The sequence below is a fragment of the Microbacterium rhizosphaerae genome (assembly GCF_034120055.1).
GTDB classification, from domain to species: Bacteria; Actinomycetota; Actinomycetes; order Actinomycetales; family Microbacteriaceae; genus Microbacterium; species Microbacterium rhizosphaerae.
The window spans coordinates 526,774-550,451 of record NZ_CP139368.1 but is presented as its reverse complement, the minus strand read 5'-3'; the positions used below and the strand labels follow the sequence as shown (position 1 = coordinate 550,451).

The following is a 23,678-nucleotide window of genomic DNA, read 5'->3' as shown; positions in this document are numbered from 1 at the left end:
ATCAGGCCGCGCGCCGCGGATGTGCGAGCGCGAGCAGCGCGCTCTCGTCGATGCCGATGCCGTCGGCGACCTCGTCCGTGCCGATGGCTCCGCACTGTACGCCGCGGGCGACGAACCACGCCAGCGCGCGGGCGGTCGCCGGCTCGTCGAGCACGGCTCCGGGCGTCTGCTCGAGGTAGCCGCGCAGGCGCGACGCCGCCTCCGGCCAGCCCTCCCGGTAGAACGCGTAGGTCGCGAGGTACCGCGTCGGCAGCTGGTGGGCGTGCAGGTCCCAGCCCTGGGAGAACCCGCGCTCGAGCGACCGGCGCACGAGCCGCGCGTGCAGCGCCCACGCCTCCTCGGTGCGGTCGCCGATCGGCAGGATGTTGGTCGACCCGTCGGACAGATGGATGCCGGTCCCGGCCACGGCCAGCTGCATCACGCCCTTGGCGAGGTCTGCGACCGGGTGCTCCATCGACTGGTACCCGGCGGCGATGCCGAGCGAGGCGCTGTAGTCGTACGTGCCGTAGTGGAACGACGAGATCCGCCCAGGTACGGCGGTGGGCAGCTCTGCGAGCGGCGACCGCCCGTTCGCGCCGAGGATCAGCTGCGGGGTCTCGACCTGCACCTCGAACCGGATGCGGCCCTCTGGCAGGCCGTGCCCGCGCTCGAGGGCGGCCGCAGCATCCGCCATCGCCTCGACCTGCGCGACGGTCGAGACCTTCGGCAGCGTGAGGACGAGCCCGTCGGGCAGGCCGCCGGCATCCATCAGTCCGCCGATGAAGAGGTCGAGCGTACGGAGGCCGCGAGCGCGGGTGGGCCGCTCGAAGCACTTGAACCGGATGCCGATGAACGGCGGCGCCTGCCCGGAGGCGACGGCCTCGGACACCTGCTGCGCGGCCCGTACGGCCTCGGCGTCCTCGGCATCCCCCCGATCGCCATAGCCGTCCTCGAAGTCGATCCGCAGATCCTCGATCGGCTCGGCCGCGAGCTTGGCGGCCGCGCGGGCCGCGACCGGCGCGACGAGTTCCGGAGCGATGCCGACGCGCTCGGCGAGCGCCTCCATGCCGCCTGCGGCATCCACCGCCGCGAGCGCGTCGGCACCCCAGCGGGCGGGCAGGTCGGGCGTGTAGCGGTCGGCCGGCACGTACACGGTGTGCACGGGCTGACGGGCACCGCTGTCGCCCGGGTAGGCGGTCGCGAGCAGCTCGTCGGTGGCGGCGAGCTTCGCGTCGATCCGTGCGAGGTCGTCGGGGGTCAGCATCATGCGACGGCGTCCTCCATCTCGATCGCGTCGAGCAGCTCGTACGCGGGCAGGGTCAGGAAGTCGACGTACTCCTCGCTGAGGCAGATGTCCGACACGAGCGCGGCGGCAGGCACGTAGTAGCGGTCGAACCTGGCCGGGTCGACCTCGCCGCGCAGGCGCTCGACCTCCTCGGCGAGCACGCGCGCGACGAGCTCCGGGGTGACGACCTCGCCGGTGTCCTCGAGCACCACGCCGTTGCGCAGCTGCTGCCACACCTGCGAGCGCGAGATCTCGGCGGTCGCGGCATCCTCCATCAGATTGTGGATGCCGACCGCGCCGTTGCCCGACAGCCAGACCGCGACATACGCGACCGAGACATAGAGGTTGGTGCGCAGGCCCGCCTCGGTGACGCGCCCGGGAGCGGAGGCGACGTCGATGAGCTGCTCGGCGGTCACCGAAACCTCGGGACGCTGCCTGTCGAGCTGGTTCGGTCGGTCGCCGAGCACGCCGTCGAACACCTCCCGGCAGACCTCGACGAGTCCGGGGTGCGCGACCCACGAGCCGTCGAACCCGTCGCCGGCCTCGCGGGTCTTGTCCGCGCGCACCTTCGCGAAGGCCGCCTCCGCGGCCTCCGGGTCCTTGCGGCTCGGAATGAACGCCGCCATGCCGCCGACGGCGAAGGCGCCGCGCTTGTGGCAGGTCTTGACGAGCAGCTCCGTGTAGGCGCGCATGAAGGGCGCGGTCATCGAGACGTCCGCGCGGTCGGGGACCGTGAACTCGGCGCCCTGGTCGCGGAAGACCTTGATGAAGCTGAACAGGTAGTCCCAGCGGCCGGCGTTCAGGCCCGAGGCGTGGTCGCGCAGCTCGTAGAGGATCTCCTCCATCTCATACGCTGCCGTGATGGTCTCGATCAGCACCGTGGCGCGGATCGTGCCGTAGGGGATGCCGAGAGCCTCCTGCGCGTACGTGAAGACGTCGTTCCACAGCCGTGCTTCGCGGTGGCTCTCCATCTTGGGCAGGTAGTAGTAGGGGCCCGCGCCGCTCTCGATGAGGAGGCGCGCTGTGTGGAAGACGTGCAGCCCGAAGTCGACGAGCGCGCCGACCGCGACCTCGCCGTCGACGAGCACATGGTTCTCGGGCAGGTGCCAGCCGCGCGGACGCGCGACGACGGTGGGGCGCTCGATGTCGTTGCGGAGCGCGTATCGCTTGCCGAGCGGGGAGGTGTACGTCAGCGTGCCGCGGGCCGCGTCGCGCAGGATGCGGATGCTGCCCACCTGGTTCTCCCACGTCGGGCTCGTCGCATCCTCGAGGTCTGCGAGCCAGACCTTCGCGCCGGAGTTGAGCGCGTTGATGGCCATCTTGGGATCGGCCGCGGGGCCGGTGATCTCGACACGGCGGTCGATGAGCGCGGCGGGAGCCGGCGCGACCTGCCAGTCGCCGTCGCGGATGGCGCGCGTCTCGGCGAGGAAGTCGAGGGTGCCGGTCCGCGCGACCTCCTCGCGCTTCACGCGGCGGGCGGCCAGCAGCTCGTCGCGTCGCCCCGCGAAGCGGTGGTGCAGCTCCTCGACGAACGCGAGGGCTTCGGGGGTGAGGATCTCATCGGCGCCTTCGACCCGGGCGGGTCGGGTGATCTCGATGGTCATGGGACAAGTGCTCCTTCTGCTGCACGGGCTGCCTCGGCGACGGACGACGCCACGGCTCTGGCGACGTTCTCGTCGAACGCGCTGGGGATGATGTACTGCGCGTTCAGCTCGTCGTCGCTGACGCACGATGCGATCGCACGCGCGGCGCCGACGAGCATCTCGGTCGTGATGTCGGATGCCTGGGCGTCGAGCAGGCCGCGGAAGAGGCCCGGGAACGCCAGGACGTTGTTGATCTGGTTGGGGAAGTCACTGCGGCCGGTCGCGACGACGGCGGCATAGCGCGCGGCGACCGTCGGGTCGACCTCGGGATCGGGGTTGGCCATCGCGAAGACGATCGCATCCGAGGCCATGCTCGCGAGCTCGACCTCGCCGAGGAGGTTCGGCGCCGAGACGCCGATGAAGACGTCGGCTCCGACGAGGGCGTCGGCGAGCGTGCCGATGCGGCCTTCGGGGTTGGTGTTCTCGGCGATCCACTGGCGGTGCGCATCCGCGTACGTCTCGCCCATGTGGATGATGCCCGAGCGGCCCGCGGCGACGATGTGCTGCGCACCCTCCGCCTGCAGCAGCTGGATGATCGCGTTGCCCGCGGCCCCGACCCCGGAGATCACGATCTTGACGTCGCCGATGCTCTTGCCGGTGAGCTTGAGCGCGTTGGCGAGCGCTGCGAGCGTCACGATCGCGGTGCCGTGCTGGTCGTCGTGGAAGACAGGGATGTCGAGCTCTTCGCGCAGGCGCCGCTCGATCTCGAAGCAGCGCGGGGCGGCGATGTCCTCGAGGTTGATGCCGCCGTATACGGGTGCCAGGGCCTTCACGATCGAGATGATCTCCTCGGTGTCCTGCGTGTCGAGTGCGACCGGCCACGCATCCACTCCCGCGAACTGCTTGAACAGCACTGCCTTGCCCTCCATGACGGGGAGGGATGCCGCGGCCCCGATGTTGCCGAGACCCAGGACGGCCGAGCCGTCCGTCACCACGGCGACGGTGTTGCCCTTGACCGTGTAGCGCTTCGCGTTGTCGGGGTTGGCCGCGATGTCGAGGCACACGCGGGCGACGCCCGGCGTGTAGGCGCGCGAGAGGTCGTCGCGGTCGAGCAGCGGAGCCGTCGGCTCGACGCTCAGCTTGCCGCCCTCGTGCAGCGCGAACACGCGGTCGGCCGACTCGAGCACCGCGACGCCGGCGATCGCGGCGACCGCCTGCGCGACCCGCTCGGCATGCGCGACGCCGGATGTGTAGACGTTGAGGTCGAGGATGAGCCGCTCGTGGCCCGTGTCGTCGACGGTGAGCCCGTGGACGAGCGCCCCGGTCTCCGTGATCGCCGCGACGATCTCGCTGGTGGCGGTTCCGCGCACCGCTGCCTCTGCTCGCAGCTGGATGGAGTATCCGGGACTCGGGTTCGCCATTGATCGTCCTCTCGGGGAGCCGTCGGCCGGCTCAGTCGCTTCCTGGTTCTTTCGCATTACGGATATTATCGTCTGCAATACGGAAATGCAATGGCATACCAGAACCGGATCTCGGCCGAGCCTTCCGTGGGGTAGTGTGGCACGACACGATGTTTTCCACCATGCGGATATCTTTGCCCGCATCCATCGAGGAGGGCCATACATGTCGACAGCGGCTGCCGGCGAGGGCGTGAAGTCCGTCGCGCGGGTCTTCGACCTGCTCGAACTCATCGCCGACGCGGGTGGAAGCGTGACCCTGAGCGAACTGTCGACGTCCGCGGGCCTGCCGCTTCCGACGATCCACCGCCTCTTGCGCACGCTCGTGTCGCTCGGCTACGCCCGTCAGCTGCAGAACCGCCGATATGCGCTCGGCCCGCGCCTCGTGCGCCTCGGCGAGGTCGCGAACCGCCAGTTCGGCCACATCGCGATGCCGCAGCTCAAAGACCTCGTCGAGCGCCTCGGCGAGACCGCCAACCTGGCCACGATCGACGGCGATCGCGTCATCTACGTCTCGCAGGCGCCCTCACCGCACGCGATGCGCATGTTCACCGAGGTCGGCCGTCGCGTCTACATGCACAACTCGGGCGTGGGCAAGGCGATCCTCGCCCAGCTCGACGACGTCGAAGTGCGCGACATCGTCAGTCGCGCCGGCCTCCCCCGCGCCACCGAGCACACGATCGACAGCGTCGACAAGCTCCTCGCCGACCTCGCCGAGATCCGCCGCCGCGGCTACGCGATCGACGACGGCGAGCAGGACATCGGCGTCCGCTGCTACGCGATGGCCGTGCCGAACATGCCCGTGCCGACCGCCGTGTCGGTCTCGGGACCGCGCACGCGGGTCGACGACGCGTTCGGCGAGCGCGCGGTGCCGGTGCTGCACGAGATCGCCCGGGAGATCTCCGCCCTCGCCAACGCCGAGTAGACCCCCTCGGGTGCCTCACCTGTCACCATCCTCGGCCCGTGGCCGTGAACATGACAGGCGAGCAGCGCTGGGTGCCCCTCGACCGACGCGCCCCACCTGACGCGCCTCACCTGACGCGCCTCACCTGTCACCATCCTCGGCCCGTGGCCGTGAACGTGACAGCCGAGCAGCGCTGGGTGCCCCTCGACCGACGCGCCCCACCTGACGCGCCCCACCTGTCACCATCCTCGGCCCGTGGCCGTGAACGTGACAGGCGAGCAGCCCGGGCGACGCTTCACCTGTCGCCATCCTCGGCCCGTGCCCGTGAACATGACAGGCAAGCAGCGCCAGCGATGCTTCACCTGTCACCATCCTCGACCCGTGCCCGTGAATGTGACAGGCGAGCAGCGCTGGGTGCCCCTCGACCGACGCGCCCCACCTGACGCGCCTCACCTGTCACCATCCTCGGCCCGTGGCCGTGAACATGACAGGCGAGCAGCCAGGACGCGCCTCACCTGTCACCATCCTCGACCCGTGCCCGGACCCGTGCCCGTGAACATGACAGGCAAGCAGCGCCAGCGGCGCTTCACCTGTCACCATCCTCGGCCCGTGGCCGTGAATGCGACAGGTGAACGCGACAGGCGAACGTGACAGGCGAACATGAGCGGCAAGCACCCAGGGTGGGTTGACCCAACGCCCCCCATCCCGTACCATTTCCGAGAAATAGAAGTGCCCTTCCGCATCTCGGAACTCAACGGAGAGGAGACCCCGATGCGCATGGATGCCGATCGCGGCCGCATCCGCTCCTTCTCCTGGCGCAACTGGTTCGCCCACGGCGCCTGAGACCTGCTGACGGAATCAGCCACCCGCGATTCCGGGGCCTCTGGCGCAGCACTGGTCCGGCGTAGACTCGCCGCATCCGCGCGCGCTGCCGGCGCAGTCCGTCGCACGTACGGATCGAGCGCAGAGCGGCGCGAGGACTCGGGATCCCCGAAGCACGTTGAGTCGTGCCGTTTGGCGCACGACGCCGGACCTGAGGAGAACGAGAATGACCGACATCGCCGTCACCGTCAACGGACGCCGACGCCCGCTCGACGGGGTCGCCGCCCACGCCACCGCGCTCGACTGGCTGCGCGACACCGGCCTCTCCGGCAGCAAGGAAGGCTGCGCCGAAGGCGAGTGCGGCGCATGCGCGATGCTCCTGGCGACTCCGACCGCCGAGGGCGGCACCGAATGGACGCCGGTCAACGCGTGCCTCGTGCCCGTGTACGCGCTCAACGGGCAGGAGATCGTCACCGCCGAGGGGCTCGGCACGACCGAGGCGCTGCATCCCGTGCAGCAGAAGCTCGCCGAGGCAGGTGGATCCCAGTGCGGCTACTGCACTCCGGGGTTCGCCTGCAGCATGGCGGGCGAGTACTACCGCGCGGACCGGTCGGCGCCCGATGAGTCGTGCCCCGTGCACGACTCCGAACACGGCCCCAACGGCTTCGACCTGCACGCTCTCAGCGGCAACCTCTGCCGGTGCACCGGGTACCGCCCGATCCGCGACGCCGCGTACACGCTCGGGATGCCGGAGGCCGACGACCCGCTGCAGCAGCGGCTGAGCGAGCCCGCACCCGTCGCCGTCGCGACCGATGCGGTCGTCGACGGCGCGCGATTCGTCCGGCCCACCACCCTCGCCGAGGCTGTCGGCATCCTGCGCGACGAGCCGTCCGCGCTCGTCGTGGCGGGCTCCACCGACTGGGGCGTCGAGGTCAACATCCGCGGCAGCCGTGCGCCCTTCGTCGTCGCGATCGATCAGCTGGACGAGCTGCGCGGGCTCACCGAGACCGACGAGTACGTCGAGATCGGGGCCGCCCTGCCGCTGACGGACATCGAACGGCGACTGGGGGGACGCATCCCGCTGCTCGCGCAGCTCCTCCCGCAGTTCGCCTCGCGCCTGATCCGCAACCGCGCCACGGTCGGCGGCAACCTCGGGACGGGCTCGCCCATCGGCGACACGCCTCCCGCGCTCCTCGCGCTCGGCGCGCGCGTCGTGCTGGTGTCTGCGGACGGCGAGCGCGAGGTCGACCTCGCGGAGTACTTCACGGGCTACCGTCAGTCGGTGCGCCGCAAGGACGAGCTCATCAGGTCCATCCGCATCCCGCTGCCCCTCGCATCCACCACCGCCTTCCACAAGATCGCCAAGCGCCGCTTCGACGACATCTCGTCCGTCGCGGTCGCGTTCGCGCTCGAGATCGAGGGCGGAACGGTCACGGCCGCACGCATCGGACTCGGAGGTGTCGCCGCGACCCCGCTGCGCGCCTACGCCACCGAGGAGGCGCTCGTGGGCAAGGCGTGGAACGTCGCCGTGGTCAAGGCCGCGTCGAAGATCCTCCAGGCCGAGGGGACCCCGATGTCCGACCACCGCGCGAGCTCGGACTACCGCTCGCACATGCTCGGCACGTCGCTGCTGAAGCTCTACAGCCAGACCGTCATCGAGTCGAAGGAGGTGTCGGCATGAGCGCTCTCGCCGACCGCCCCGCGCACCCCGTCGTCGGCATCCGTGCCCCGCACGAGAGTGCGGTGCTCCACGTCACGGGCGCCGCGATGTACACCGACGACATCGCCGCGCACACCCACGGGGTGCTGACCGCGTGGCCGGTGCAGTCCACCAACGCGCACGCCCGCGTCACCGTCGACGTCACTCCGGCGTACGACGTGCCCGGGGTCGTCCGCGTGCTGACCGCCGACGACGTGCCCGGCATCAACGATGCCGGCATCAAGCACGACGAGCCGCTGTTCCCGTCCGAGGCGATGTTCTACGGGCACGCGCTCGTGTGGGTGCTCGGCGAGACGCAGGAGGCCGCCCGCCTCGGCGCCGCGGCCGTCACCGTCGACTACGAGCCGCTGCCGTCGCTCATCACCGTGCAGGACGCCATCGCCGCCGAGTCGTACCAGGGCATCGCCCGCACGGTCGAGCGCGGGGATGCCGCGGCCGGCCTCGCCGGCTCGGCCCGGGTCTTCGTGGGCGTGACCGAGTTCGGCGGCCAGGAGCACTTCTACCTCGAGACGCACGCATCCCTCGCCGTCATCGACTCGGAGGGGCAGTACTTCGTGCAATGCTCCACGCAGCACCCGACCGAGACGCAGGAGATCGTCGCGCACGTCCTCGGCATCTCGTCGAACCAGGTGACCGTGCAGCAGCTGCGCATGGGCGGCGGCTTCGGCGGCAAGGAGATGCAGCCGCACGGGTTCGCGGCCATCGCCGCGCTCGGCGCCAAGCTGACGGGCCGCCCGGTGCGCCTGCGGCTCAACCGCACCCAGGACATCACGATGACCGGCAAGCGGCATCCCTTCCACATCTCGTGGACTGTCGGCTTCGACGATGCCGGCTACCTGCAGGCGCTCGAGGCGACGCTGACCGCCGACGGCGGCTGGAGCATCGACCTGTCCGAGCCGGTGCTGGGCCGCGCCCTGTGCCACCTCGACAACGCCTACTGGATCCCCAACGTGCGCGCCCACGGCCGCATCGCGAAGACCAACAAGACCTCCAACACCGCCTTCCGCGGCTTCGGCGGCCCGCAGGGCGTCTTCCTCATCGAAGACATCCTCGGCCGCGTCGCGCCCGCCCTGGGCATCGATCCGGTCGAGCTGCGCCAGCGCAACTTCTACCGCCCCGGCCAGTCGACTCCGTACGGGCAGCTGGTGAAGGATGCCGAGCGCCTGCCGACGATCTGGAACCAGCTGCGCGACGAGTCCGACCTCGACGCGCGACGGGCCGAGGTGGCGGCGTTCAACGCTTCGCATCCCGACGTCAAGCGCGCGATCGCGATGACCCCGATCAAGTTCGGCATCTCGTTCAACTTCGCCGCGTTCAACCAGGCCGGCGCACTCGTGCACGTCTACAAGGACGGCTCCGTGCTGATCAACCACGGCGGCACCGAGATGGGGCAGGGCCTGCACACGAAGATGATGCAGGTCGCCGCCACCGCCCTCGGGCTCGAGCTGCACCAGGTGCGTCTCGCGCCGACGCGCACCGACAAGGTGCCGAACACGTCGGCGACCGCCGCATCCTCCGGGGCCGACCTCAACGGCGGCGCCGTCAAGAACGCGTGCGAGCAGATCCGCGACCGGATGGCCAAGGTCGCCGGCCGCATGCTCGGCGTCGACGAGCGCGACGTGCGCTTCTCGGGCGGCTACGTCACGGGTCTCGGCAACATCGACCAGCGCCTCACGTTCGCCGAGGTCGCCGAGGCCGCGTACCTCCAGCGCGTGCAGCTGTTCGCCGCGGGCTACTACCGCACCGAGGGCCTGCACTGGAACCCGGACCGCATGCAGGGTTCGCCGTTCAAGTACTTCGCCTACGGATGCGCGGTCACCGAGGTCGAGGTCGACGGCTTCACGGGCGCGTACACGCTGCGCCGGGTCGACATCATCCACGACGTGGGCGACTCCCTGTCGCCGATGCTCGACATCGGCCAGATCGAGGGCGCCTACGTGCAGGGCGTGGGATGGCTCACGCTCGAGGAGCTGCGCTGGGACGCGAGCGACGGCCCGAACCGCGGGCGCCTGCAGACCCAGTCCGCCTCGACGTACAAGCTGCCGAGCTTCTCGGAGATGCCGGCGGAGTTCCACGTCCGCCTGTTCGAGAACGCCCGCGAGGACGGTGCCGTCTACGGCTCGAAGGCCGTCGGCGAGCCGCCGTTCATGCTCGCCTTCAGCGCCCGCGAGGCGCTGCGCGAGGCCGTGGGAGCCTTCGGGCCCGCCGGACACATGGTCGAGCTCGGCTCGCCCGCGACGCCTGAGGCGGTCTTCTGGGCGATCGAGGCCGCGCGGGCCGCGGCGGCGCCTTCTGCAGAGACCGCCGAGGCCGCGGAGCCGGGCACCGAGGCCGAGCTCGCCTCGGTCTGAGCTCGACGATCAGAGAGCGGAGCCGCGCACGATGGACTGGCTGGACGCACTGCGGGCACTGCGCGAATCGCGCACCCCCGCAGTCATCGTCACGCTCGCCATCGTGCGCGGGCATGCGCCGCGCAACGGCGGCGCGAAGATGGTCGTCTCGCCGGACGCCCTGTTCGGCACGGTCGGCGGCGGCAACCTCGAGGCGACTGCCGTGGACCAGGCGCGCGCGATGCTCGCGGCCGGCACGGGCGAGCCCGACCTGCTGACGCTGACGCTCAGCGACAAGGCCACCACCGAATACGGCGTGCAGTGCTGCGGAGGCGAGGTCACCATGCTGCTCGAACCCGTCCGGGTCGTCCCCACCGTGGCCGTGTTCGGCCTCGGTCACGTCGGGCTGGAGCTCGCCCGCATCCTCTCCCGTCACGAGCTCGACCTGCATCTGGTCGACTCCCGCGCGGAGATGCTGGATGCTGCGCGCCTCCAGCCGGCCCTGGGCGACGCCGTCGCCCGCATCCAAGTGCACCACGCGCCCGTTCCCGAGTCCGTCCTGGCCTCGCTGCCGACCGGTGCGCACGTGCTCGTCATGACCCACGACCACGTCGAGGATCTCGCTGTCGTCGATCAGGCGCTGCGCACGGCGGGCGTCGGCTCGATCGGCCTGATCGGTTCCGCGTCGAAGTGGGCGCGCTTCCGCGCCAGGCTCACCGAGGCCGGGCACACGCCCGCCGACCTCGAGCGCGTGACGACGCCGATCGGCATTCCAGAGGTCTCCGGCAAGCAGCCGGCCGTCATCGCTGTGAGTGTGGCGGCGCGGCTGCTGCAGCTCGTCGAAGAGGCCGCGCCCATCGCATCCGAGTAGCGCACTGAATTCACCTGTCACGAACCAGGGTCGCACCCCCCTTTTCGTGACAACCGAAGCAGCCCGGGCATCCCCTCACCTGTCACAAACCAGGGCCGCACCCCCCTTTTCGTGACAACTGAAGCAGCCCGGGCTTCCCTCACATGTCACGAACCAGGGCCGCAGACCCCTTTTCGTGACAACCGAAGCAGCCCGGGCATCCCCTCACCTGGCACAAACCAGGGCCGCAGACCCCTTTTCGTGACAACTGAACGGCCGGGGCGCCCGAGGCCGTGGTGCAGACGAAGAAGCCCCGGCTCCGCGAGGGAGCCGGGGCTTTCCGCCGAACAGGCTAGTGGCCGAGGAGCGTCTCGATCGGCCCGCGCACGAAGTACAGCAGGAAGCCGGCGGAGACGACCCACATCAGCCAGTGGACCTTCCGCGCTCGGCCGGACAGGGCGTTGATGAGCGTCCAGGAGATGAAGCCGACGCCGATGCCGTTCGCGATCGAGTACGTCAGCGGCATGGTGACGATGGTCAGGAAGACCGGCAGCGCGATCGCGAAGTTGTCGAACTTGATCGTCTTGATCTGGGCCATCATCATCGCACCGACGACCACCAGCGCTGCGGATCCGACCTCGATCGGCACGACCAGCGTCAGCGGCGTGAAGAACATCGACAGCAGGAACAGACCGCCGACGACCAGCGACGCCACGCCCGAGCGGGCGCCTTCCCCGATGCCCGATGCGCTGTCGACGTAGACGGTGTTCGACGACGACGAGGTGGCACCACCGGCGACGGCGCCGAGGCCCTCGACGACGAACGCGGAGCGCAGGCGCGGGAAGGTGCCGTCCTTGTAGGCGAGGCCGGCGTTCTTCGCCAGACCCGTCATCGTGCCCATCGCGTCGAAGAAGTTCGAGAACACGAGCGTGAAGACGAGCATCGTCGCCGACAGCACACCGACCTGGCTGAACGCGCCGAACAGGTCGAACTGCCCGACGAGCCCGAAGTTCGGGATCGTGACCCACTGGCTCGGCAGCTGCGGGATCGTCATGTGCCAGCCGTTGGGGTCCTTGGCCGACGAGCCGAGCTGCAGGATCGCCTGGGCGATGATCGCGATGACGGTGGAGACCAGGATGCCGATCAGGATGCCGCCCGGCACCTTCCGCGCCACGAGCACGCCGATCAGGACGAGCGCGAACACGAAGATGAGCGTCGGGACCGACGTGATCGAGCCGCCGTCGCCCAGCTGCACGGGCGGGCCGCCGGGGGTGCGGTTCACGAAGCCGGAGTCGACGAAGCCGATGAAGGCGATGAACAGGCCGATGCCGACCGTGATGGCGGCCTTCAGCTGCTGCGGCACGGCCTTGAAGATCGCGGTCCGGATGCCGGTCGCCCCGAACAGCACGATGAACAGACCGTTGATGACGACGAGGCCCATGGCCTCCGGCCACGTGACCTGCTGGACCACCGAGACGGCCAGGAAGGAGTTGATGCCGAGGCCGGCGGCGATCGCGAACGGCAGTCGGGCGATCAGCCCGAAGAGGATCGTCATGACGCCGGCGGTCAGGCCGGTGGATGCGGCGATCTCGGCGGGGTTGAGCATGTTGCCCGCCACATCCTTCGCGCCGCCGAGGATCAGCGGGTTCAGGATGACGATGTACGCCATCGTGACGAAGGTCACGATGCCGCCGCGGAACTCACGGCCGATGGTCGAGCCGCGGCGCGTGATCTCGAAGAACTTGTCGAACCCGTTCTTGGGCTTCGCGTCGACGGTGGTGGACGTGCCGGTCGCGAGCGGGGGCAGCGTCTGCGCAGTGCGCGAGAACGGCGAGGACGTCGACGACGACGCTGTCGCGTTGCCGTCGGCTGAGGGTGGTTGTGAAGACATCATCGGCTCCAGTTTTCGGTGTTCGTCGGGTGGGTTCAGTATTCGGTGCGGGTGGGGTTGAGGCTCCAGGCGGTGAACGGGGCCACGCGCTCTTCGTCGCTGAGGACGATGTCCGTCACGGGCATGATCCGTCGGTCGGCGGCGTCGCCCTCGAAGTAGCGGTAGAAGAGCGCGTCGTCGAAGCCCGCGTCGGCGGCGTCGTCGCGGCTGGCGGCGAAGTACACGCGGTCGATGCGCGCCCACAGCGATGTCGCGAGGCACATCGGGCAGGGCTCGCAGCTCGTGTAGAGCGTCGCGCCCGAGAGGTCGAACGTGCCGAGGCCCTGGCAGGCGTTCCGGATGGCGGTGACCTCGGCGTGCGCAGACGGATCGAGGTTCGCGGTGACCCGGTTCACGCCCTCGAAGATCTGCCCGTCGGCCGAGACGACGATGGCGCCGAACGGGCCGCCGGAGTTGTGGACGTTGTCCACGGCGATCTGCACGGCTCGGGCGAGGTACTCGGCCGGGCTGGGGTGCGGTGCGGATTCGGGCACGGTGGAGCTGCTCATGACGTAGTTCATGACGAAAAGCTTCCTTGCTGTCGTCGCAGTGATACGGCTTATCGGGTCGGACCCGGATCGGGTCGTTCCACGAGATATACGTCGAACCGCTAGGGTGTGCTTCTTTGCCGGGCGTCAGGTGTGGATGCGGCGGCGTCATGAGCATAACAACGAACCGGACGATCGTCCAGCAAATTCGGAATGTCACTTCCACGATGTGAGAATCTTGGTTGCAGTTCCGCATATGCTGCTCTAACGTCGTCTTCATGACGCATTATCGGATCGCCGAGGCCGCCGACCTCCTCGGCGTGAGCGACGACACCGTCAGACGGTGGGTGAATGACGGCATCCTCTCCGTGTCTCGCGATGCGGCGGGCCGACAGGTCGTCCGCGGCGACGAGCTCGCCGCGCGTGCGCAGGCGATGGCGTCCGGGGCGACGGATGACGCGGGCGTGCGCACCAGCGCCCGCAACAGGTTCGTCGGCCTCGTGACCAGGGTCGAGATCGAGGGGCTGATGGCCCAGGTCGAGCTGCAGTGCGGCCCGTTCCGTGTCGTGTCGCTCATGTCGGCCGAAGCGGCGCGCGACCTCCAGCTCGAGGTCGGCGACCGAGGCGTGGCCGTGGTCAAGGCGACCACGGTCATCATCGAGACCCACAGCCGGGAGTCCGGAACGTGAAGACGCGAAGTGCAGCGATCGCCCTGGCCGTCACGGCGGCTCTGACGCTGACCGGCTGCGGCAGCGCCGCGCCGCCCGCGGCATCCCGGACCGCGGGCTCCGATGCGCTGAGCGGCGACCTGACGATCTACGCCGCCGCATCCCTCTCCGGCGCCTTCGACGAGCTCGCCGCGGAGTTCGCGGCCGAGCATCCCGGCGTCACGGTCAAGCCCGTCAACTACGACGGATCGTCCACGCTCGCGACCCAGATCGACGGCGGCGCGCAGGTCGACGTCTTCGCCTCGGCCGACCAGAAGAACATGCAGAAGGTCACAGACGCGAAGCTCGCGTCCAACCCGGTGGACTTCGCGACCAACGTCATGGAGATCGCCACGGCCCCTGGCAATCCGCGCCACCTGACCGGCCTCGCCTCTCTCGCGAAGCCGAGCTCGACGGGCGCCGTCCCGACCGTCGTGCTGTGCGCGCCCGCTGTGCCGTGCGGCAGCGCCGCGCAGACGCTGCTCGAGAACGCGGGCGTCACGCTGACCCCCGCGAGCGAGGAGCAGAACGTCACGGCAGTGCTCACGAAGGTGAAGTCGGGGGATGCCGACGCCGGCCTGGTCTACGTCACCGACGTGAAGGCCGCCGGCTCGGCTGTGACCGGCGTGCCCATCGAGGGGGCGGATGCCGCGACCAACGTCTATCCGATCGCCGAGCTCGCCCACGCTCCGAATCCCGCTGCGGCGGCCGCGTTCGTGACCTTCGTCACCGGCCCGCAGGGCCGGGCGGTGCTGAAGAGGTTCGGCTTCGGAGCGCCGTGACGTCGCTCAGGTACGCGCCGATGGCGACCCCCACGGGGGCCGCGGCGGGCGCGTCCGCGCGCCTGCCGGTCTGGCTCCTCGTTCCGGCGGCCATCGGGGCGGCGCTGCTCGTGCTGCCGTTCGTCGCCCTGCTCGCGCAGCTCGACTGGGCGAGCGTCCCGGCGGCCATCACCTCGCCGGAGGCGCTGCAGGCGCTCGGCCTGTCGCTGACCACGGCGACGGCCGCGACGATCGTCTGCCTGCTGCTCGGTGTGCCGCTCGCCGTCGTCATCGCGCGAGCGCACCGGCGGCTGGCCGCGGTGCTGCGGACGTTCACCACCCTGCCGCTCATCCTTCCGCCCCTCGTCGGCGGCATCGCGCTCCTCGCGCTCCTCGGCCGGCAGAGCGTTCTCGGCGGGATGCTCGCGGAGGTCGGCGTCCACATCCCCTTCACGACACCCGCCGTCGTGATCGCCCAGACGTTCGTCGCGATGCCGTTCCTCGTGATCTCGGTCGAAGGCTCGCTGCGCACCCGCGGCACGGCGTACGAGGCCGTCGCCGCGACCCTCGGCGCGCGGCCGTTCACCGTGTTCCGCCGCGTGACGCTCCCGCTCGTGGCGCCTGGGCTCCTCGCGGGCACGGTGCTCTGCTTCGCCCGCGCGCTCGGCGAGTTCGGCGCCACGGCGCTGTTCGCCGGCAACGCCGCCGGTGTGACCCGCACGATGCCCCTCGCGATCTACACGGCGTTCAACGGCGCAGGCGTCGGCGAGGACACCGCGATCGCGCTGTCGCTCCTGCTGATCCTCGTCGCGATCGCGGTGCTCGCGCTCATGCGCGGCTGGCGAGCGGATGCCGTGCGATGACGCTGCAGGCCGACCTCCGCACACGTGCCGGCGCCTTCGTCGTCGAAGCCGCACTGTCGGCCGACGACGGCGAGGTGCTCGCGGTCCTCGGCCCGAACGGGTCGGGCAAGTCGACGCTCCTGGCGGCACTGGCCGGGCTCCTGCCTCTCGAGACCGGGGCGATCACGCTGAACGGCCGCACCCTCGACACTGCCGGCGCGGACGGACGGCCGGTCCGCATCCGGCCCGCCGAGCGCCGCATCGGCCTGCTCGGCCAACGCGCCCTGCTGTTCCCGCATCTGTCCGCCCTGGAGAACGTCGCGTTCGGTCCGCGCGCGCGGGGGGTCTCGCGCGCACAGGCGCGGGCGGATGCGGCGACCTGGCTCGACCGCCTCGGTGTCGGCGCGTTCGCCCAGCGGCGGCCGGCCCAGCTGTCGGGCGGTCAGCAGCAGCGTGTGGCGCTCGCCCGCGCGCTGGCGGCACGACCCGCTGCCCTGCTCCTCGACGAGCCCTTCGCGGCGCTCGACGTCGAGACCGCGTCGCTGGCGAGGCAGCTGGTGGCCGAGCAGCGGGATGCGGCCGGCATCCCGATCGTGATGGTGACGCATGATCCCCTGGACGCCGTGCTCCTCGCCTCGCGCACGGCGATCGTCCACGAGGGCCGCCTCATGCAGCAGGGGCCGACGGCCGAAGTGCTGGGCCACCCGAGGTCGTCGTTCGTCGCGGCGCTCGCCGGCGTGAACCTCCTCGCGGGCACGGGCACCGCCGACGGAACGATCCGGCACGAGGGCATCGAGTGGGCGGGGGTGGGGGATGCGGTGCCCCGCGGCTCCGAGGCGACGGTCGTGTTCGCGCCCAGCTCGGTGCGGCTGCATCCGGCCGTCGAGACGACAGCGGCGCCGAACATGTGGGCCGGCACGGTCGCCACGCTCGAGCCCCTGCCGGGAGGGATGCGGCTGCGGACCGCCGAGCATCCCGCCATCGCGATCGACTGCCCCTCGACCATCGCCGTCGCGACCGGGGTGGCACCCGGCATCCGTCTCGGCTTCACGATCCATGCCGACGACGTCTCTGTGCGCGTTTCCGCAATGCGGTAGCTTATTTTCGGATCCAACGTGGAGGCTCCGGTGCTACGGTTGACGATCCGTAAGGGGGTGACCGATGACGATCACACGGCTCGATGCGCCCGCCCGGGCGCGGCGACTGCCGTCGACCGGCGTGCCCGACGGCCTCGTCGACGCGTATCGCCGGCCGCTCCGCGACCTGCGGATCTCGATCACCGACCGATGCAACTTCCGCTGCGTCTACTGCATGCCGAAGACCGTCTTCGGGCGCGACTACGCCTTCCTCGACCGTGACGAGCTGCTCACGTTCGAGGAGATCACACGCATCGCACGGGTCGCCGCCGGCCACGGCGTGCACAAGATCCGGCTCACAGGAGGCGAGCCGCTGCTGCGGCGCGGGGTCGAGGAGCTGATCTCGCAGCTCGCCGAGATCCGGACACCGTCAGGCGACCCGCTGGAGATCGCCCTGACCACGAACGGCGCCGCGCTCGGCGTCAAGGCCGCAGCCCTGAAGGCTGCCGGCCTCACCCGCGTCACCGTGTCGCTCGACTCCCTCGACGACGCGCTCTTCCAGCGAATGAACGACGTGCGCTTCCCCGTCGGGCGCGTGCTCGCCGGCATCGACGCGGCGCACGACGCCGGCCTCGCGCCCATCCGCATCAACATGGTCGTCAAGCGCGGCCTCAACGACCACGAGATCGTCGACATGGCGCAGCACTTCAAGGGCACGCCCTACACGCTGCGCTTCATCGAGTACATGGACGTCGGCAACACGAACGGCTGGACGCTCGACGAGGTCGTGTCCTCCGCCGAGATCGTCGAGCGGATCGGCGCCGTGCACCCCCTCGAGCCGGTGGGCGCGATCGTTCCCGGCGAGACCGCACAGCGCTGGCGCTACGTCGAGGGCGGCGGCGAGATCGGCCTCATCTCCAGCGTCACGAACGCGTTCTGCGGCACCTGCAACCGGGCCCGCATCTCGACCGAGGGCAGACTGTTCACGTGCCTGTTCGCCTCGGAAGGGCACGACCTCCGCGCGCTGCTGCGCGGCGGGGCCACGGACGACGAGCTGGCTGCGGCGATGGCATCCATCTGGGGAGCCCGCGACGACCGCTACTCGGAGATCCGCGCCGGACTCACGCCCGAGCTGCGCGAGCACCGCAAACGGGTCGAGATGTCGTACATCGGCGGCTGAGGCGGCTCCGGCCTACAGCCCGACCCACTCCGAGACGCCGTCGTCGTAGTGCTGACGCTTCCAGATCGGCACCTCGCGCTTGATGAGCTCGACGAGCCGTTCGCACGCGTCGAACGCCTCGGCCCGGTGGGGGGCGGATGCGGCGGCGAACAGCGCCACGTCGCCGATGCGCAGGTCGCCCACCCGGTGGGCTGCCGCGACGGCGAGCCCGGTGTCGGCCTGGATGCGCGCCACGCACTCGGCGAGGAACCGCTCGGCCTCCGGGTGCGCGCGGTAGTCGAGGGAGCGCACGGGCTTGCCGCCGTCGTGGTCGCGCACGACGCCGCAGAACATGACGACGGCTCCACTGGCGTCGGCCTCGACGGCGCGGCGGATGGCGGCTTCATCGAGCGGCTGCTCGGACACGAGGGCGTAGGAGGTCATGCGAACCCTTCAGTCGTGGACGGTCTCGCCGCCGACGGCGGCGTAGGCCTGGATGCCGCCGGCGAGGTAGACGACGCCGGCGAAGCCGGCGTCACGGAGGATGCGGGCAGCCTGCCGCGCACGGGGATCCTGCTCGCAGTACACCACGAGCGGATCGGCGGCGCGCCCCGGCAGGGCCCGTTCGGGAAGAGCACCGCCGCGAAGCTCGCCGACCGGCATCAGGATGCTGTCCGGGATGCGTCGCGCCCGCGCCTCGTGCGGCTCGCGCACGTCGAGCAGCCGCATCCCGTCGCCCGCGCGCATGCGCCGCAGCAGGTCGGCCGCCGAGATGGCCTCGAGATCACTGCCGGCATCGACTCCGCAGAACAGCTCGTAGTCGACGAGCCCGGTGATCACGGGCGTCTCGTCCGACACGCCGTAGGCGATCTCGCGCGTGCGGGCCGTGAGGGCGTCGTAGACGAGCACGCGACCGAGGAGCGGCTCGCCGATACCCGTGACGAGCTTGATCGCCTCGGTCGCCATGATCGATCCGACCGCCGTGCACAGGGTGGGCAGCACGCCGCCGAGCTCGCACGACAGCGCTTCGTCCGGTGCCGGCGGCACGGGGAAGAGGTCGCGGTACGTCGGCCCGTGGCCGTGCCACGAGATGCCGACCTGGCCGTGGAAGCGCAGGATCGCACCCCACACGAGCGGCACGCCCGCGAGCACGGCCGCGTCGTTGGCGAGATAACGCGTCGGGAAGTTGTCGCTGCCGTCGATCAGCAGGTCGTAGGCGGCCAGCAGCTCGGGCAGGTTCGCGCTCGTCGCCCGCATCGCATACGTCTCGACGCGGCATCCCGGTGCGATGGCCGCCACCGTCTCGGCGAGCGAGTCGACCTTCGGGCGCCCGATGTCCGCGACGCCGTGGCTGAGCTGGCGGTGCAGATTGGATGCCTCCACCACGTCGTCGTCGACGACGCCGATGGTTCCGACGCCCGCTGCGGCGAGTGCGGGAACCACGGCGCTGCCCAGCCCGCCGGCGCCGATCACGAGGACGCGGGCCGCCCCGAGACGCCGCTGCGCGTCCTCGCCGAAGCCGGGGAGCATAAGCTGGCGGCTGTAGCGGGCGATGCTGTCCGCATCCAGCGGGGGACCGGGCTCGACGAGCGGACTCATGCCTGCGATTCTACGCCGCCGGCTCCGCATCGCGGACTTTCTTTTCCGCGTTACGGATGCGCGCTTCCGCATCCCGGGTATCATGGGCCTATGGCGACGGTGACGGTGCGGTACTTCGCCGCTGCGGCGGAAGCGGCCGGGCGCGAGCAGGAGCAGCTCGAGCTCGGGCCCGACGCGACCGTGCTGACCCTCCGCGAGCTTCTGCTCGAGCGGTACGGCGCCGCAATGGAGCGCGTCCTGCGCTCGGGTTCCTTCCTCGTCGACGGCATCGTGCGACGATCGCCGTCGACCCCGCTCGGCGCCAGCGTGGACGTCCTCCCTCCCTTCGCGGGAGGGTGACGCGTGCGCACCCACCTCGAGCATCGGGCAGCGACCGCCGCTCTGCTCGCCCCGCTCATCGAGCACCTCGCCGATCCGGCCGTCGCCGAGGTGATCCGGGTCGGCGACGCCCGCGGACGCATCCTGTCCACCGACATCGCCTCGCCGACGTCGCTGCCGCGATTCGCGAACTCGCAGATGGACGGCTACGCGATCCGCTCCGCCGACCTGGCATCGGCATCCCCGGATTCCCCGGTGCGTCTGACCGTCGGCCGCACGAGCGCCGCGGGCGATCCGGTGGGGACGATGGATGCGGGCGAAGCCGCCCCCGTCATGACCGGCGCGGCGGTACCCCTCGGCGCTGACGCCGTGGTGCCGATCGAGCGGGCGGACCCGCCCAGGTTCGTCGGCATCGGCGCCGGCGCGCACGATGCTCCGATGGGCACGACGGTCTCGTTCACGGCGCCCGTCGCGCCGGGCACCTTCGTCCGTGACGTGGGCACCGACATCGCCGAGGGCGACGTGCTGCTGCGGGCCGGCACGCGTCTCGGCCCGGCGCAGCTCGGCTCGCTCTCGGCGGCAGGGGTGGTCGACGTGCCCGTGCGCCCGCAGGCCCGTGTGCTCGTCCTGTCGACCGGGCACGAGCTGCGCGACCCGGGCATCGCCTTCGACCCCGTCCGCGACAGCGGTGCGATCTACGACGCGAACTCGACGATGCTGGCCGCGGCGATCGCGGAGGCGGGCGCTGTGGCGGTGACGGATGCCGCCCCCGACGATGCGGCGGCGGTGATCGACGTACTCGAAGCCCACCCCGAGGCCGACCTGGTGGTGACGACCGGCGGGGTCAGCGCCGGCGCGTTCGAGGTCGTTCGCGACGCGCTGGCGCCGCTCGGCGTCGAGTTCGGTCCGGTCGCGATGCAGCCCGGCGGCCCGCAGGGACTCGGCAGCGCCGTGCTGCCGGGCGGGCGAACAGTGCCGGTCGTCGCATTCCCGGGGAACCCGGTGTCGGCCCTCGTGTCGTTCGAGCTCTTCCTGCGGCCGGTGCTGCGCGGCCTCGCGGGCTTGCCGGCGCACCGGCCGTCTCAGCTCGCCGTGCTGGCGCATCCCGTGTCCTCTCCCCCGGCGCGCCACCAGGTGCGCCGCGGCAGTCTTCGCGCGGACGGCGCGGTCGAGGTCGGCGCACCGAGCTCCCACCTGCTGCACGCCTACGCGCTGGCGAACGTGCTCGTGCACCTCCCAGTCGGCGTGGACTCGCTTCCCGCCGGGGCGGAGGTCGAGATCTGGAGGATCGATGACGGAATCACGTGACCCGCAGCTCACCCACCTGCGTGCCGACGGCTCGGCGCACATGGTCGACGTGACCGACAAAGCGGTGACCCGCCGCGAGGCGCGCGCGCAGGCCGTGCTCATCACGACGGCGGAGGTGGTCGCGGCCATCGCCGACGGAACCCTTCCCAAGGGCGAGGCGCTCGGCACCGCACGCCTGGCCGGCATCATGGGCGCCAAGCAGACGTCGAACCTCATCCCGCTGTGCCACCCGCTGCCGCTCACGAAGCTCGCCGTGGACCTCGAGCCCGGCGGCGACCGGGTCCGCATCGTCGCGACGGCTGTGACCAATGGCGTGACCGGCGTCGAGATGGAGGCACTGACCGCCGCGAGCATCGCAGCGCTGACGCTCTACGACATGATCAAGGCCGTCGACAACCGCGCGGTCATCACGGATGTGAGGGTGCTCGCGAAGTCGGGCGGCAAGAGCGGCGACTGGTCGGTCGAGTAGGCCCGGGCCGGCGCGAGGGTCATGGTGTCAGCGCCGAGGGCGGGTTCTCATCGGGATGCAACGCCGTGAAGAGGGAGTACGTCTCGCCGTCGGCATCCGGACCGCGCTCCTTGAACTCGTTCGCGAGCGCGTAGAGGCGGTCCTCGAGCTCGGCCTTGTGCTCCGCGTTGAGCTTCAGCCCCAGCCACGTGATGTCGAGCTCGTCGGGGTCGAGGTGCGCGATCTGCTGCAGGAACGTCTCGACCAGCACCGGCCCGCCGCCCGGCATCGAGGTGCGCCACGATAGCCCGGTCGCGCGGTACGGCACCTCGCGCGCGCCCTGCCGTCCGACGCGCGCAGGCTCAGCCGCCAGGAAGTCGGTCTGCACGAGAGTGCGCACGTGGTGCAGCATCGTGCCGGGGTTCACGCCCAGCAGGTCGGCCAGCTCCTTGTTCGTGCGCGCCTCGAACGCGCACAGCCGCAGGATGCGCATGCGCAGCGGTGAGCTCAGCGCGCGGGCCTTCGCCTGGTTCTCGGCATCCGCGTCCTCGAGGCCGATCTCGATGCGCTCCTGGTCCCCCATGCGGCGACTCTACGCGACCGATTGACAAGTCTCAATCAGAAGCGCAGACTGATTGGCATGTCTCAATCGCAGGATGCCGAGGCGCTCGACGAGGAACGCGGGGGCGCGGCGGAGCCGATCGTGGCCGACGGCCCGAACCCGGTGCCCGAGCGCTCCCTGTGGCACGACGGGAACTTCCTGACGCTGTGGAGCGGTCAGACGCTCAGCGAGTTCGGCGCGCAGATCTCGATGCTCGGCATCCCGGTGCTCGCGGTCGTCCTCCTCGACGCGACCGCGTTCCAGGTCGGGGTGCTCGATGCCGCGGGACTCGTCGCGTTCCTGCTGATCGGCCTGCCCGCGGGCGTGTGGGTCGACCGGATGCGCAAGCGCCACGTCATGATCTGGGCCGACGCCGTCCGGGCGGTCGCGATCGCGACCATCCCGCTCATGTGGATGCTCGGCGCCCTTCACATCTGGCAGCTCTACGCCATCGCGTTCGTCATCGGCGTCGCGACGGTGTTCTTCGACGTGTCGTACCAGAGCGTGATCCCATCGCTCGTGCGCCCGGGGCAGATCGCCGAGGCCAACGGCAAGCTGCAGGCCACGCAGCAGGTGGCGCAGCTCGCCGGCCCCGCCATCGGCGGCGGGCTGATCTCGCTCGTGAGCGCGCCGTTCGCCATGATCGTCACCGCGTGCACGTACGTGGTGTCGTTCGTCGCGCTCCTCCTGACCCGCGACCACGAGGTCCCGCGCCCTGCCCACGAGCACGAGCCGATGCTGCGCGAGATCGGCGAAGGGCTTCGGTGGGTTTTCGGCAACCGGTACCTGCGGCGCATCGTGGGCACGACCGGCACATCGAACTTCTTCAACATCGTGGCCATGACGATGCTCCCGATCTTCCTGCTGCGCGAGCTCGGCATGACGGCCGCCGCGATGGGCCTCATCTTCTCGCTGGGCGCCGTCGGCGGTGTGGTCGGAGCGATCGCCACGCCGCACATCGTCCGCGGGGTGGGCGAGGCGCGCGCCATCCCTCTGAGTGCGATCGGGTTCTCCGTCGTCGGCGTCTTCCTCCCGCTCGCCGCCATGACGCCGCTGATCGCGTTCCCGCTGCTGGTCGCACAGAGCTTCATCGCCGGCTTCACCGTGCTCGTCTACAACATCACCCAGGTCACCTTCCGTCAGCGGATCACGCCGCCACGCCTGCTCGGGCGGATGAACGCGTCGGTGCGCTTCGTCGTGTGGGGCGTCATGCCGATCGCCTCGCTGCTCTCCGGCACCCTCGGCACGTGGCTCGGCATCGTTCCCACCATGTGGATCGGCGCGGTCGGCCAGCTGCTGTCGGCGCTGTTCGTGGTGGCCGGACCGTTCTGGGCGATGCGCACGTTGCCCGATGCAGAGACCGTCCCGGCCTGACCCGCCCGTCGTCCGGCGCGTCGCCGCGCCAAGCCTGGTCGCGGGTGGACGGCGAGAGTAGGCTCGCGGCCACCGAGCGGTGGGCGATGGTGCCGATCGCTCCATCAGTGCGGGGAAACGACGGGTTGGGGTGAGAC

At 70.7% G+C, this 23,678-nt stretch carries 21 protein-coding genes; 13 read left to right on the top strand and 8 right to left on the bottom strand.

Annotated elements, in window-relative coordinates; translation table 11 throughout:
- Position 1 precedes the first annotated feature (1 nt).
- The 3 genes from SM116_RS02545 to SM116_RS02535 are packed head-to-tail and all read right to left on the bottom strand — an operon-like array spanning position 2 to position 4,268.
- Positions 2-1,246 (bottom strand): DUF6986 family protein, encoded by a 1,245-nt coding sequence (locus SM116_RS02545; protein ID WP_320942898.1) that lies wholly within the window; start codon positions 1,244-1,246, stop codon positions 2-4.
- Positions 1,243-2,868, bottom strand: coding sequence for a malate synthase A (gene aceB / locus SM116_RS02540; protein ID WP_320942897.1), 1,626 nt, complete (start codon positions 2,866-2,868; stop codon positions 1,243-1,245). Before aceB ends, SM116_RS02545 begins: the two co-directional genes overlap by 4 nt.
- On the bottom strand, positions 2,865-4,268 hold the full coding sequence (locus tag SM116_RS02535) for an NAD(P)-dependent malic enzyme (protein WP_320942896.1): 1,404 nt from the start codon (positions 4,266-4,268) through the stop codon (positions 2,865-2,867). The genes aceB and SM116_RS02535 overlap by 4 nt, the downstream gene beginning before the upstream one ends.
- Before the next feature lie 202 nt (positions 4,269-4,470).
- On the opposite strand from SM116_RS02535, the gene SM116_RS02530 reads away from it, so the two are divergent.
- The 4 genes from SM116_RS02530 to xdhC all read left to right on the top strand — a co-directional run bounded on the left by SM116_RS02530 (position 4,471) and on the right by xdhC (position 10,951).
- Positions 4,471-5,229, top strand: a complete 759-nt coding sequence (locus SM116_RS02530) for an IclR family transcriptional regulator (RefSeq protein ID WP_320942895.1) — start codon at positions 4,471-4,473, stop codon at positions 5,227-5,229.
- Between the two features lie 1,027 nt (positions 5,230-6,256).
- On the top strand, positions 6,257-7,711 hold the full coding sequence (locus SM116_RS02525) for a xanthine dehydrogenase small subunit (protein ID WP_320942894.1): 1,455 nt from the start codon (positions 6,257-6,259) through the stop codon (positions 7,709-7,711).
- Positions 7,708-10,101, top strand: coding sequence for a xanthine dehydrogenase molybdopterin binding subunit (gene xdhB, locus SM116_RS02520; protein ID WP_320942893.1), 2,394 nt, complete (start codon positions 7,708-7,710; stop codon positions 10,099-10,101). Before SM116_RS02525 ends, xdhB begins: the two co-directional genes overlap by 4 nt.
- Before the next feature lie 31 nt (positions 10,102-10,132).
- The gene (xdhC, locus tag SM116_RS02515) at positions 10,133-10,951 is read left to right on the top strand and encodes a xanthine dehydrogenase accessory protein XdhC (RefSeq protein WP_320942892.1); all 819 of its coding nucleotides are present in this window, start codon (positions 10,133-10,135) and stop codon (positions 10,949-10,951) included.
- 331 nt (positions 10,952-11,282) lie between these two features.
- Here the strand turns inward: xdhC and SM116_RS02510 are convergent, their stop codons facing one another.
- The gene (locus SM116_RS02510) at positions 11,283-12,824 is read right to left on the bottom strand and encodes an NCS2 family permease (RefSeq protein WP_320942891.1); all 1,542 of its coding nucleotides are present in this window, start codon (positions 12,822-12,824) and stop codon (positions 11,283-11,285) included.
- Positions 12,825-12,856: 32 nt separating this feature from the next.
- Complete coding sequence (locus tag SM116_RS02505) at positions 12,857-13,369, bottom strand: nucleoside deaminase (protein WP_320944230.1); 513 nt, start codon at positions 13,367-13,369, stop codon at positions 12,857-12,859.
- 257 nt (positions 13,370-13,626) lie between these two features.
- Here SM116_RS02505 and SM116_RS02500 point away from each other — a divergent pair, with 257 nt between their 5' ends.
- The 5 genes from SM116_RS02500 (at position 13,627) to moaA (ending at position 17,914) form a co-directional block, all read left to right on the top strand.
- Entirely contained in the window at positions 13,627-14,037 is a 411-nt protein-coding gene (locus tag SM116_RS02500) for a TOBE domain-containing protein (protein WP_320942890.1), read from the top strand.
- Positions 14,034-14,837 carry a molybdate ABC transporter substrate-binding protein gene (gene modA / locus SM116_RS02495; RefSeq protein ID WP_320942889.1) on the top strand — a complete coding sequence of 268 codons (804 nt, stop codon included), beginning with the start codon at positions 14,034-14,036 and terminating at the stop codon, positions 14,835-14,837. The genes SM116_RS02500 and modA overlap by 4 nt, the downstream gene beginning before the upstream one ends.
- A gap of 20 nt (positions 14,838-14,857) precedes the next feature.
- Positions 14,858-15,679, top strand: coding sequence for an ABC transporter permease (locus SM116_RS02490; RefSeq protein WP_320944229.1), 822 nt, complete (start codon positions 14,858-14,860; stop codon positions 15,677-15,679).
- Complete coding sequence (locus SM116_RS02485) at positions 15,676-16,755, top strand: sulfate/molybdate ABC transporter ATP-binding protein (protein WP_320942888.1); 1,080 nt, start codon at positions 15,676-15,678, stop codon at positions 16,753-16,755. The genes SM116_RS02490 and SM116_RS02485 overlap by 4 nt, the downstream gene beginning before the upstream one ends.
- A gap of 64 nt (positions 16,756-16,819) precedes the next feature.
- Positions 16,820-17,914 carry a GTP 3',8-cyclase MoaA gene (gene moaA / locus SM116_RS02480; protein ID WP_320942887.1) on the top strand — a complete coding sequence of 365 codons (1,095 nt, stop codon included), beginning with the start codon at positions 16,820-16,822 and terminating at the stop codon, positions 17,912-17,914.
- Between the two features lie 12 nt (positions 17,915-17,926).
- Here the strand turns inward: moaA and SM116_RS02475 are convergent, their stop codons facing one another.
- The gene (locus SM116_RS02475; protein WP_320942886.1) at positions 17,927-18,337 is read right to left on the bottom strand and encodes a molybdenum cofactor biosynthesis protein MoaE; all 411 of its coding nucleotides are present in this window, start codon (positions 18,335-18,337) and stop codon (positions 17,927-17,929) included.
- Between the two features lie 9 nt (positions 18,338-18,346).
- Positions 18,347-19,492, bottom strand: coding sequence for a ThiF family adenylyltransferase (locus SM116_RS02470; protein WP_320942885.1), 1,146 nt, complete (start codon positions 19,490-19,492; stop codon positions 18,347-18,349).
- Between the two features lie 90 nt (positions 19,493-19,582).
- On the opposite strand from SM116_RS02470, the gene SM116_RS02465 reads away from it, so the two are divergent.
- The 3 genes from SM116_RS02465 to moaC are packed head-to-tail and all read left to right on the top strand — an operon-like array spanning position 19,583 to position 21,587.
- The gene (locus SM116_RS02465) at positions 19,583-19,831 is read left to right on the top strand and encodes a MoaD/ThiS family protein (RefSeq protein WP_320942884.1); all 249 of its coding nucleotides are present in this window, start codon (positions 19,583-19,585) and stop codon (positions 19,829-19,831) included.
- A gap of 3 nt (positions 19,832-19,834) precedes the next feature.
- Positions 19,835-21,118 (top strand): molybdopterin molybdotransferase MoeA, encoded by a 1,284-nt coding sequence (locus SM116_RS02460; protein WP_320942883.1) that lies wholly within the window; start codon positions 19,835-19,837, stop codon positions 21,116-21,118.
- Complete coding sequence (gene moaC, locus SM116_RS02455; protein ID WP_320942882.1) at positions 21,102-21,587, top strand: cyclic pyranopterin monophosphate synthase MoaC; 486 nt, start codon at positions 21,102-21,104, stop codon at positions 21,585-21,587. Before SM116_RS02460 ends, moaC begins: the two co-directional genes overlap by 17 nt.
- A gap of 19 nt (positions 21,588-21,606) precedes the next feature.
- Here the strand turns inward: moaC and SM116_RS02450 are convergent, their stop codons facing one another.
- Complete coding sequence (locus SM116_RS02450; protein ID WP_320942881.1) at positions 21,607-22,149, bottom strand: winged helix-turn-helix domain-containing protein; 543 nt, start codon at positions 22,147-22,149, stop codon at positions 21,607-21,609.
- Between the two features lie 57 nt (positions 22,150-22,206).
- Here SM116_RS02450 and SM116_RS02445 point away from each other — a divergent pair, with 57 nt between their 5' ends.
- On the top strand, positions 22,207-23,541 hold the full coding sequence (locus SM116_RS02445; protein ID WP_320942880.1) for an MFS transporter: 1,335 nt from the start codon (positions 22,207-22,209) through the stop codon (positions 23,539-23,541).
- Positions 23,542-23,678: the final 137 nt, after the last annotated feature.

Bases quoted from the DNA above. Each gene is read 5' to 3' on its own strand.
- SM116_RS02530 (WP_320942895.1), top strand. From the start codon at position 4,471: ATGTCGACAGCGGCTGCCGGCGAGGGCGTGAAGTCCGTCGCGCGGGTC.
- SM116_RS02490 (WP_320944229.1), top strand. From the start codon at position 14,858: ATGGCGACCCCCACGGGGGCCGCGGCGGGCGCGTCCGCGCGCCTGCCG.
- aceB (WP_320942897.1), bottom strand. From the start codon at position 2,868: ATGACCATCGAGATCACCCGACCCGCCCGGGTCGAAGGCGCCGATGAG.
- SM116_RS02510 (WP_320942891.1), bottom strand. From the start codon at position 12,824: ATGATGTCTTCACAACCACCCTCAGCCGACGGCAACGCGACAGCGTCG.
- moaC (WP_320942882.1), top strand. From the start codon at position 21,102: ATGACGGAATCACGTGACCCGCAGCTCACCCACCTGCGTGCCGACGGC.
- SM116_RS02450 (WP_320942881.1), bottom strand. From the start codon at position 22,149: ATGGGGGACCAGGAGCGCATCGAGATCGGCCTCGAGGACGCGGATGCC.
- SM116_RS02545 (WP_320942898.1), bottom strand. From the start codon at position 1,246: ATGATGCTGACCCCCGACGACCTCGCACGGATCGACGCGAAGCTCGCC.
- SM116_RS02485 (WP_320942888.1), top strand. From the start codon at position 15,676: ATGACGCTGCAGGCCGACCTCCGCACACGTGCCGGCGCCTTCGTCGTC.
- xdhB (WP_320942893.1), top strand. From the start codon at position 7,708: ATGAGCGCTCTCGCCGACCGCCCCGCGCACCCCGTCGTCGGCATCCGT.
- xdhC (WP_320942892.1), top strand. From the start codon at position 10,133: ATGGACTGGCTGGACGCACTGCGGGCACTGCGCGAATCGCGCACCCCC.
- SM116_RS02525 (WP_320942894.1), top strand. From the start codon at position 6,257: ATGACCGACATCGCCGTCACCGTCAACGGACGCCGACGCCCGCTCGAC.
- SM116_RS02470 (WP_320942885.1), bottom strand. From the start codon at position 19,492: ATGAGTCCGCTCGTCGAGCCCGGTCCCCCGCTGGATGCGGACAGCATC.
- SM116_RS02465 (WP_320942884.1), top strand. From the start codon at position 19,583: ATGGCGACGGTGACGGTGCGGTACTTCGCCGCTGCGGCGGAAGCGGCC.
- SM116_RS02500 (WP_320942890.1), top strand. From the start codon at position 13,627: ATGACGCATTATCGGATCGCCGAGGCCGCCGACCTCCTCGGCGTGAGC.
- SM116_RS02475 (WP_320942886.1), bottom strand. From the start codon at position 18,337: ATGACCTCCTACGCCCTCGTGTCCGAGCAGCCGCTCGATGAAGCCGCC.
- SM116_RS02505 (WP_320944230.1), bottom strand. From the start codon at position 13,369: ATGAGCAGCTCCACCGTGCCCGAATCCGCACCGCACCCCAGCCCGGCC.
- moaA (WP_320942887.1), top strand. From the start codon at position 16,820: ATGACGATCACACGGCTCGATGCGCCCGCCCGGGCGCGGCGACTGCCG.
- SM116_RS02445 (WP_320942880.1), top strand. From the start codon at position 22,207: ATGTCTCAATCGCAGGATGCCGAGGCGCTCGACGAGGAACGCGGGGGC.
- SM116_RS02535 (WP_320942896.1), bottom strand. From the start codon at position 4,268: ATGGCGAACCCGAGTCCCGGATACTCCATCCAGCTGCGAGCAGAGGCA.